General features: G+C 68.0%; 8 protein-coding genes. All 8 read right to left on the bottom strand.

Translation table 11 applies throughout. From position 1 onward, the window contains the following. On the bottom strand, positions 1-1,476 hold a 1,476-nt coding region (locus tag ACFOD4_RS06090), incomplete at its 3' end, for a PhoX family protein (protein WP_379595046.1). Further along, on the bottom strand, positions 1,473-3,782 hold the full coding sequence (locus ACFOD4_RS06085) for a molybdopterin-dependent oxidoreductase (protein WP_379595045.1): 2,310 nt from the start codon (positions 3,780-3,782) through the stop codon (positions 1,473-1,475). The genes ACFOD4_RS06090 and ACFOD4_RS06085, both read right to left, overlap by 4 nt. A 78-nt stretch (positions 3,783-3,860) precedes the next feature. Continuing rightward, a complete protein-coding gene (locus ACFOD4_RS06080) occupies positions 3,861-4,535 on the bottom strand; it encodes a CHAP domain-containing protein (RefSeq protein WP_379595044.1) in 675 nt (224 codons plus the stop codon). A 418-nt stretch (positions 4,536-4,953) separates the two neighbouring features. Next, positions 4,954-5,304 carry a RidA family protein gene (locus ACFOD4_RS06075; protein ID WP_379595043.1) on the bottom strand — a complete coding sequence of 117 codons (351 nt, stop codon included), beginning with the start codon at positions 5,302-5,304 and terminating at the stop codon, positions 4,954-4,956. Between the two features lie 126 nt (positions 5,305-5,430). Then, positions 5,431-6,591, bottom strand: coding sequence for an MFS transporter (locus ACFOD4_RS06070; protein ID WP_379595042.1), 1,161 nt, complete (start codon positions 6,589-6,591; stop codon positions 5,431-5,433). A 106-nt stretch (positions 6,592-6,697) separates the two neighbouring features. Beyond that, positions 6,698-7,072, bottom strand: a complete 375-nt coding sequence (locus ACFOD4_RS06065; RefSeq protein ID WP_379595041.1) for a hypothetical protein — start codon at positions 7,070-7,072, stop codon at positions 6,698-6,700. A 39-nt stretch (positions 7,073-7,111) separates the two neighbouring features. Further along, complete coding sequence (locus ACFOD4_RS06060) at positions 7,112-7,660, bottom strand: hypothetical protein (protein WP_379595040.1); 549 nt, start codon at positions 7,658-7,660, stop codon at positions 7,112-7,114. 56 nt (positions 7,661-7,716) lie between these two features. After that, a complete protein-coding gene (locus ACFOD4_RS06055; RefSeq protein ID WP_379595039.1) occupies positions 7,717-8,571 on the bottom strand; it encodes a LysR family transcriptional regulator in 855 nt (284 codons plus the stop codon). Positions 8,572-8,634: the final 63 nt, after the last annotated feature.

The raw sequence follows: 8,634 nt of genomic DNA, 5'->3' as shown, positions 1-8,634 counted from the left end.
GAACAAGGTTGTGCCGTCGGGCGTCATGGCCGAGCCGCCGATGGCCGCCCCGATCGGGGCGGCGTAGATCGGCAGGGCGAGGCCCCGTCCCTGCCCGGCCGTATCGACACCGAACAGCACATCCGGCGTGTCCAGCGGACGCCCCCGGTGATCGCTGCCGACCCAGAGCCGGCCCGCCCCATCCACGGATACCGAGGCAGGGGCGGTGGGCCAGCTGCGCGCCAAAGGCGCCAGATGCGCCTCTGGCGATCCGCCCACCAGCAGGATGTTGGCCGTGCCGGTGGAGGAGGCATGATCCCCGCCATCCGGCGCAACCTCCAGCACCATGCCCATCCCTCCTCCGGAGCCACCGACTGGGCGCTGGCCCGGCGGCGCCTGCGGCACCCTCGCCCGACCCCGACACGCCATGTAGAGCACGCCATTGCCGGGATCGACCACCAGGCCGGAGGGAAGGTCGAAGCCGGTTGCCCCAAGGGCGCGCGCCGCTTCGGTTGGGTCGAACAGCAATGCCGGATCACGTGGGAGCGGAAGCCAACGCAGCCGGCTACCGCTCATCTGCGCAACGCTCATCTCGCCCCGGTCAAGCGCGTCCCGCTCCGCCCCAGGCCCATCGCTCAGGAAGCGGAACAGGAAATTTCCCGGTCCGGCATCGGCCATGTAGATGGCGGCCCGGCCGTCGCGGGTGGAGCTGGCCGCGAGATCGGCATGTGGGAACCGGCCAAGGGCCGTGCGCTTGCAAGGCAATGCCCCCGGATCAAGCGGATCCAGTTCTGCCACCCAGCCGAAGCGGTTGGGCTGGGAGAAACGTTGATCCAGTCCGGCGAGACGCGCCAGCCACGGCATCGGATCGCCCTCGCCCAGCAGAATGGTGCCCCAGGGCGTGGCACAGCCGCCGGTCGGGCCCAACAGGCCCTGCACCAGCCCGCCCACCGCGCCGGCAGCAGGTCCGCTCATGCGGCAAAGCGTGCCCGCGGTCAGCCGACGGGACTGGTAGCCGCCGTCCACCACCGTCCAGCGTCCGCCCTGGCGCGCGATGTTCAGCAACGAGGCGCCCTGCATCATAGCCGAAACACCCGGCCGGTCTCGCCCATCCGGAAACGCCAGGATCGGCTCGACCCAGGGATGCGCCACCGCCAGCAGCGCCCTGGGCACGCCGTCGGCGGCGATGGGCGGCACCACCATGCCGCAGATCCGCGCATCCCAGCCGAACTGCGTGGCGGCAGCCGAAGGAGTGGGCTCGTAGGGGCTCCACACCGCCGCATCATAGGTCACGCGGTCGCCCCAGCGGACCAGCACATCGCGACGGTAACCCTCCGCCACCGTGTCATCGAGCTTCAGCGGCATACGCTGGCTCGGCATGTCGAGGGTGGACAGCCTCCCGGTCTGTGCACGCGCCGTGCCCGGCCGCAGCACCAACGGCATGGAGAGGGCGGCACCGACGCTGCCCAGCAGTTCTCGCCGGCGCAAGCGGGTCACGAAGCCACCCCGGCGGTCCGCCGCGAAGGAGCACGATGCACGGTGACGGGCGGCAAGGGAGCGGAGAAGGATTCGATTTCCACCAAGCAGGATTGCGCGGCGCAGCCCTGGCCGAGACGCGAAGTGCCGACATCCTGCGTCAGCACATTGGGATTGCCGTGCACATCCAGGCCTTTTCCATCCGGAACCGGGTCCCACCATGCGCCGGTGGCCATGGCCACGACGCCGCGCCGCAATCCCGCATCCAGCCGCAATCCCGCCAGGCAGGCGCCGCGATCATTGAACACGCGCACCACGTCGCCCGCGGCGAGGCCGCGTGCGCCGGCATCCTCGGGATGCATCAGGATCGGCTCGCGCCCCTGGATCTTGCTGGCGGCAGCCACCGGCCCCGGATCAAGCTGCCCGTGCAGGCGGGTTTCCGGCTGAAACGACAGGAGGTGCAGCGGGAAGCGGTTCGCCAATTCGGAGCCGAGGTATTCGGTGGGGGCCTGCCAGCGAGGGTGGCCGCCGATCTCGTCGTAGCCGAAGCCGGCAATGGTCTCGGAAAACAGCTCGACCTTGCCGGAAGGCGTGTTCAGCGGATTGGCGGCCGGATCAGCCGCGAAGTCGGCGAACAGAACGAAATCCTCCTCCGGCGGCGGCACCTCGACATGGCCGGTCGTCCAGAACCGGTCGAAGTCCGGCGCGTCGAAGCCGAAGCGGGAACAGCCTTGGCGCCACCGCTCGTAAAGGTGCCGTAGCCAGGCGCCCTCGTCCCGACCCTCGGTGAAGCGGTCGCGGAAGCCCAGCGCCTCAGCAATGTCGGCCAGCATGTCATGGTCGTTGCGCGCCTGTCCTTGCGAAGGAATGGCCTGGTGCATGGCGCGCACGAAGCGGTCGCGGGAGGATGAGCCGATGTCGTTGCGCTCCAGCGTCGTGGTGGCCGGCAGCACGATGTCGGCATGGCGTGCGGCGGCGGTCCACCAGGGCTCCTGCACGATGATCGTCTCCGCACGGTTCCAGCCCCGCCGTAACCGGTTGAGGTCCTGGTGATGATGAAAGGGGTTGCCGCCTGCCCACCAGATCAGGCGAATCTCCGGCAACCGGATGTCGCGGCCATTGTATTGCAGGATCTCGCCCGGGCGCTCCAACAACTCCGTGACGCGGGAAACCGGAATACCGATCCCGCCTGGGTTGCGGCTGGCCGGAAGGCCCACCGAGGGCAGTTCGCGCCGCGGCGTACCCATTCCGTTCAGCGAGCCATAGCCGAACATCACCCCTTCGCCCGGTCTTCCAATACCACCCAGCGCGGAGGCCAGGGCCACCAGCATCCACCAGGGCTGCTCACCATGCTCGGCGCGCTGCAACGACCAGGTAGCGGTCAGCATGGTGGGCAGGCGGGCTGCCTCGAAGGCCAGGGCGCGAATGGTTTCCGGCGGCACTCCGGTGATGCCGGCCGCCCATTCCGGCGTTTTTGCCGTCCCATCGCTGCCGCCGAGAATGTAGGGGCGCAGCTTGTTCCAGCCGCTGCAATGGGTGGCGAGGAAGCCGCGATCCTCCAACCCACCGGTCACCAGCGCATGCGCCATGCCGAGCATCAGCGCCGTGTCGGTGTTGGGGCGGATCGGCACCCATTCGGCACCGAGAAAATCCGGCGCGTCACCCCGGAACGGCGAGATGTTGACGAACCGGATACCCGCCGCCGCCACGCGCCGCAGCCAGGGAACGTACTCATGTGCGCCCGCGCCCCCCGCAGTCACCAGGGCGTTCTTCAGCGGCAAGCCGCCGAAGCAGAGCATCAGCCGCGTGTGCTTCTCGATGCTTGGCCAGTCGGTCACCGGACCCTGCAGCACATCGTTGGTGCCAAAAATATGCGGCATCAGCGTCATGCCGGCGCCGTAGGAATAGTTGGTCAGCTGGGTGGTGTAGCCGCCGCCGAGGCCGAGGAAGCGCTGCAACTGGCTCTTGGCATGGTGGAAGCGACCGGCGGAGGACCACCCATAGGAGCCACCCAGGATACTGCTGTCGCCATGCTGCGCACGCACGCGTGCAGTTTCCTCGGCCACCAGGCGGATCGCCCGATCCCATTCGACCGGAACAAAGTCGCCATCGCCGCGCTCAGCGCCGGCACGCTCACCCCGCAACCATCCGGCGCGGATATGCGGGCGGTCGATGCGGCACTCGGCATGCACCACAGCCGGAACCGAGTCCAGAAGGGCGCCGGGATGAGGATCGCGGGGAAAGGGGCGTGCTGCGGTCAGCCGACCGTTCTCGACCACCGCGTCGAAGCTGCCCCAGTGCGCTGCATGCGGCCGGATCTCGGACATTGCCGCCCCTTCAAAGCCAGAAAGAAGCGCGCAAGATGGTGCGGGAGCACTGCGGACGCAATGCGCCGTGCGCCGGCCTTACCGGAGGCTGGCGTCCAGGTTGAGGCGGCGCATGGTCTCGGTCAGATGGGCTGCGTGAGACAGGCTGCCCGAAGCCGACTCAGCCACCTCCTCGAATGCCGCCGCGCCGCTCCCTCCAGCAGTCATCAGCGGCGCGGGCGTGCTGCCTGGCGCACGGTTGTAGATGAAGCCGTTGGTTGCATAGACCCGGCCATAGGCTGCGTCGCTGTGGCCGATCTGCACGCGCACCGCCGTCCAGTCATTGCGCTCCGAAACGTCGATGACGGAGACGTTCTTCATCACCGTGCCTTTGCGGATGCCGGGTCCTTCCCAGTTGGAATGGTCGATCCGCAGCTCGCGCTTCCCCTCGACCCGCGACACCACAGCCACATGGCCGAGGCGCATGCCACCGGAGGACCGGAAACTCAGCACAGCGCCAGGCTCCGGCACCTGACCGCGGGCATAAAGGCTCTCGGCACCGGACCACCAGGTATGAGCATTTCCGATGATGCCCATGCCAGTCACGGCACGAACGTAAGGCACGCAGGAGATCGGTCCGGGTTCGCCGAGGGCGACGCGGGAACTCTCGACCGCGGCGCGCCGTGTCGGGTTGAGCTTGACGTGCTGCGATTTGGCGCTGCGCAACGCAGCGTGCTGCTGGCTGATACGCGGCTGCTTCGTCGCTTCACGCACGCTTCGGCCTGTTGTCGTGTCCGCAACAGCCGGAAGGCTGCAGAACGCGCTCATGAAAATGGCCAAAGTCAGCGCTTTACGGCTGCCCCGCATGCGACCCCCAGTGCCTCAATCCCCCGACCCGGCCTTTTGGACCGTGTGTATCAGGCGGTAGCAAAGGGTTGATGAGGCCGGCAATCCACGCCCCCCGCTTATCACGGACCGTTACCGCAATTTGCACAAATGGCAGCGATTCAGATGCCGTTAATGTGACCTTAGTCCTAGCCCAGGTGCTTTGCACACCAAATGCCACAGTGTTGCGGCAATTTGGCAACAAGCCTTCGCAAGCCTATGGAAGAATTCGGGAATCGAAAGATTCGCTCCCACCATCGTAAAGGAAGCGGAAAGATTGGCCGGACAAAAGTCCGGCCTCTCATCCTCAGCGACAGGCGGTCACCATGATTTCCACCAGGTGGCGAGGATCGGCCATGTTGGCCTCAACGCAGGCCCGCACCGGCGCACCGCCTTCCGGCAGCCACTCGGACCAGATCTTGTTCATGGCGTCGCGGTCACGAATGTCCTTGAGCCAGATCTGCGCCTGAAGCAGCCGCGTCTTATCGGTGCCATGGCCTTCCAGCGCTTCGTCGATTGCCTTCAGAACCTGTCGGGTCTGCCCCACCACGTCCTGCGAGAGGTCGGGAGCCGTCTTCCCGGCCAGGAAGACGAAATTATGGTACTCGATGGCGCCGGACAGAACCGGGCTGACATCGTGACGGGTGATCTTGGCCATTGAAGGAGGCTCCCTGCATTGCGCCGGCGGATTGCCAGGAAAAGCCCGGCAAAGCGCCGATCAGGCGCATCGCTTCTAAGACGCGAGGCGAAGGCGGGCAAGGCGCCCACCTTCGCTTCTCTCCGCTCAGCGGTTATCCGCATCCTGTTGCGGCCCCTCTAGCTCGGCGCGAATCCCGGCCTCCCGGCGCAAGCCCCAGGCAAAGACCAGCAGGGCCAGCGTGCACATCACCAGGATTGGCATGCGCAGACCAAACGCTTCGCCGGCGGCGCCCAGGATCAGCGCGCCCAGTGCCGGGCAGGCGCGGGTAATCTGTCCCCACAGAGCGAGCACTCGCCCCCGCATTTCCGGTGCCGCCGAGAGCTGCGCCAGCTGCTGCACCGAGATGCCGTGCAGCGAGGCGGCCGCCCCGATGGCAGCAGCGCAAAGCAGGCCGAAAGGGAACCAGCCGGTGGCGATGAACCCCATCGTCGCGGCCGCCTGCCACAGCCCGGCCAGGATAGCGAGGCGGGTTGCCCCCTCCACTCGTCCGCGCGCCGCCAGCCAAAGGCCGGCCACCAGCGCGCCCACTCCGAAGCAGGCCGTCAGCATGGCCAGCGATTCGGCACCACGATGAAAATGCCGCTCCACCAGCGGTGGCAGCATTTCCTGTACGCAACGCAGCAGCACGCCCATGATGGCCGCGTAGGCCAGCAACGGCCCTAGTCCCTTATGCCCGGCAATATAGGAGAACCCTTCCCGGATCTCGCCCATGAGGCTGGCCGTTGCCGGGTGACCATGACGGTGCCTGGGGTCGACACGCAGCATCGGCATGGTGATGACCGCACTACCATAAGCCAATGCGTTGCAGGCAATGGCCGGCGCCACGCCGAAGGCGGCGATCACCGGCCCCGCCAGGGCCGGACCGATGAAACGTGCGATGTTGAAGACCAGCGAGTTGCAGGCAACTGCTGCGGGCAGGTCCGCGGGTCCGACGATGCCCGACATCAGCGTCTGCCGGGCGGGCTGGGCGAAGCTCGCCGCCGTGCCCGCCAACAACTCCAGAACAAGCAGATACTCGATCCGCATGTTGCCGGTGGCGACCAGGATGGCGACCGTGGCAGCCTCCAGCCCGATCACCGCCTGGGAAATGGTGGCCAGGCGCAGCCGGTCCACTCGATCGGCAATAGCCCCCGCGAAGGGGCTGATCACAGCCGCCGGCGCCAGATCGGCGAAGGCCACCAGCCCAACCCAGAGAGCGCTGCGCGTCATCTCCCAGGTCAGCCAGGCGACGGCGATGCGGTGCATCCACAGCCCGGTCCAGGATGCCAGGCTTGCTGCAAAGAAAATGCGTGCGTTGCGGGTCGCCAGCGCGCGGCTTAGCGCGCCGAAGGGCGACCGAAACGACGGCAGCTCAGGAGCCCCGCCCACCTCCTGGCGGCGGCGTGGCCGGAGTGCCTGTGCCGGGCTGCGTGCCGCGCAGGCAGGCCTCCATCATCCGGTCCTGCTCGTAGCGCGCGCCGAGCTGCTCATTGCGCAGCGAGGAACCCGTGAAGGCGCCGGCCCCCAGGCGCGATTCGGCTTCATCCACCCGCATGGTCTGCCCGCGTTCGCGGTAGCGCATGCTGCGCTCCACCTCCTGCCGGCAGGCGGCGATCGCCGCATCCTGTGCCGGATCTCCGGCGCCAGCAGCCGGGCCGGGGCGCGGCACCGGGCCGGAGGACGGTGCGGCGCAGGCTGCCAGCAGCAGGCCGGTGGTGACAAGAAGGGGCGGCAGAAGGCGTTTCATCGGGTGCTCCGGACAGAACAGGCCGCACCGGAACGCGGTTCAAAGCCCAGCGCGGGGCCATTGCCCCGGAGCCATCTCCCCCGCCGCACCCCCGGTGCCGGCGATGCGGTTCGACAATAGACGCTTCATGCCGCGCTCGTCGAACCGGGCTGCGGAGTCGAGCGGCTCCGAGGCGGCCGCCGAAAGCAGTGCGGGGTGCATCTCGATCCCATCCCGTGCAATGGCGAAGAGCCCGGACAGCCACGGGGCACGTCCCAGCAACTCCACCAGCGCCAGCAGGCGCAGGCAGAGTGCCAGGCCTGACAGGTTCTGCAGCCCCACCGCACGGTCCACCGCCTCGGCCCAGCAGGCGGCATCGGCATCGGCCAGCGCCAGCACCGGCCCGTCCTGGAAGGCCAGCATCCGGTGGGGTCCCCAGGCCTCGGCGGACGCGGCGGCGCGGGCAGCATCCCAGGCCAGGCTCAGTGCCTGAGGGGTCACCGGCGGCAGGGCTTCGGGGCGGCAGGGAATTGCGTAGTGCAGCACGCCCTCGGGCGACATCGCGACCTGGATGCCGGAAGGCGCGCCGGCTTGCTGGAAAGACGGCATGGCGCTGACAATGGGGACGGCGGCGGCCGGATGCCAGAATGTCCTGCTGCTTCCTCTTACTCTGGGTGCAGCCGTTCTGCCCGCTCCAGCAGCGCCGCCATCAACGCGGAAGCCGGCCGGTGCTGCGGCCCCGGGCCGATCACCACGAACTCGATCTGGCCGAGTTCCGGCAGATGACGCGAGGTGGGCAGTGGAGCCAGCCCTGGTGGCAGCAGCCGTGCCGAATGAGGCGCGACCCCGAGCCCCGCCATGGCGGCGGCCCGCAACCCGGACAGGGACGAGGAGGTGCAGGCGATTCGCCAGGACCGTCCTGCCCGCTCCAGCGCCTGCAGTGCCAGGGCCCGGGTGATGGAAGGAGGCGGATACAGCACCAGCGGCAGGGGTTGCGCAGGGTCCGGCCGCCAGCCAGGGCGACCCACCCACGCCACCTGCTCGCGCCAGGCAAATGCACCACGCCGGTCCCCTGCCCGGCGCTTCACCACAATGACATCCAGCTCCCCCGCGTCGAACCGCTCGTACAAGGTGCCGGATAAGCCTACCGTCAGTTCCAGATCGACGGCGCTGTGAACACGGGTGAACTCAACCAGCGCCTCTGCAAGGCGGGCGGACACGAAATCCTCCGAAGCGCCCAGTCGGATCCGGCCGCGCAGCCGCGAGCCATCGAGAAAGCGTGCCAGCCGCTCATTCGCGTCCAGGACGCCGCGTGCGAAGTCCACCATGGCATCGCCATCCGGGGTCAGCCCTACAGCGTGGGTGTCGCGGGCGAACAGCGTGCGCCCCACGGCGGCCTCCAGCTTCCCGACATGCTGGCTCACGGTGGATTGCCGCAGCCCGAGCCGCTCGGCGGCACGGGTGAAGGAGCGTGTCTCGGCAACGGCCAGGAAGGAACGGAGCAGGGCGGGCGGCAGCATGGCATTAGGCCATCACAGATTGTGTTGACTGTTATCTAAAGTATTCAGAAGTGAAATGTCTAT

This window comes from Teichococcus globiformis (assembly GCF_042646265.1).
Classification (GTDB): domain Bacteria; phylum Pseudomonadota; class Alphaproteobacteria; order Acetobacterales; family Acetobacteraceae; genus Pseudoroseomonas; species Pseudoroseomonas globiformis.
Note: the sequence above shows the minus strand (reverse complement) of the source record. Positions and strands in the feature narration are given on the sequence as shown.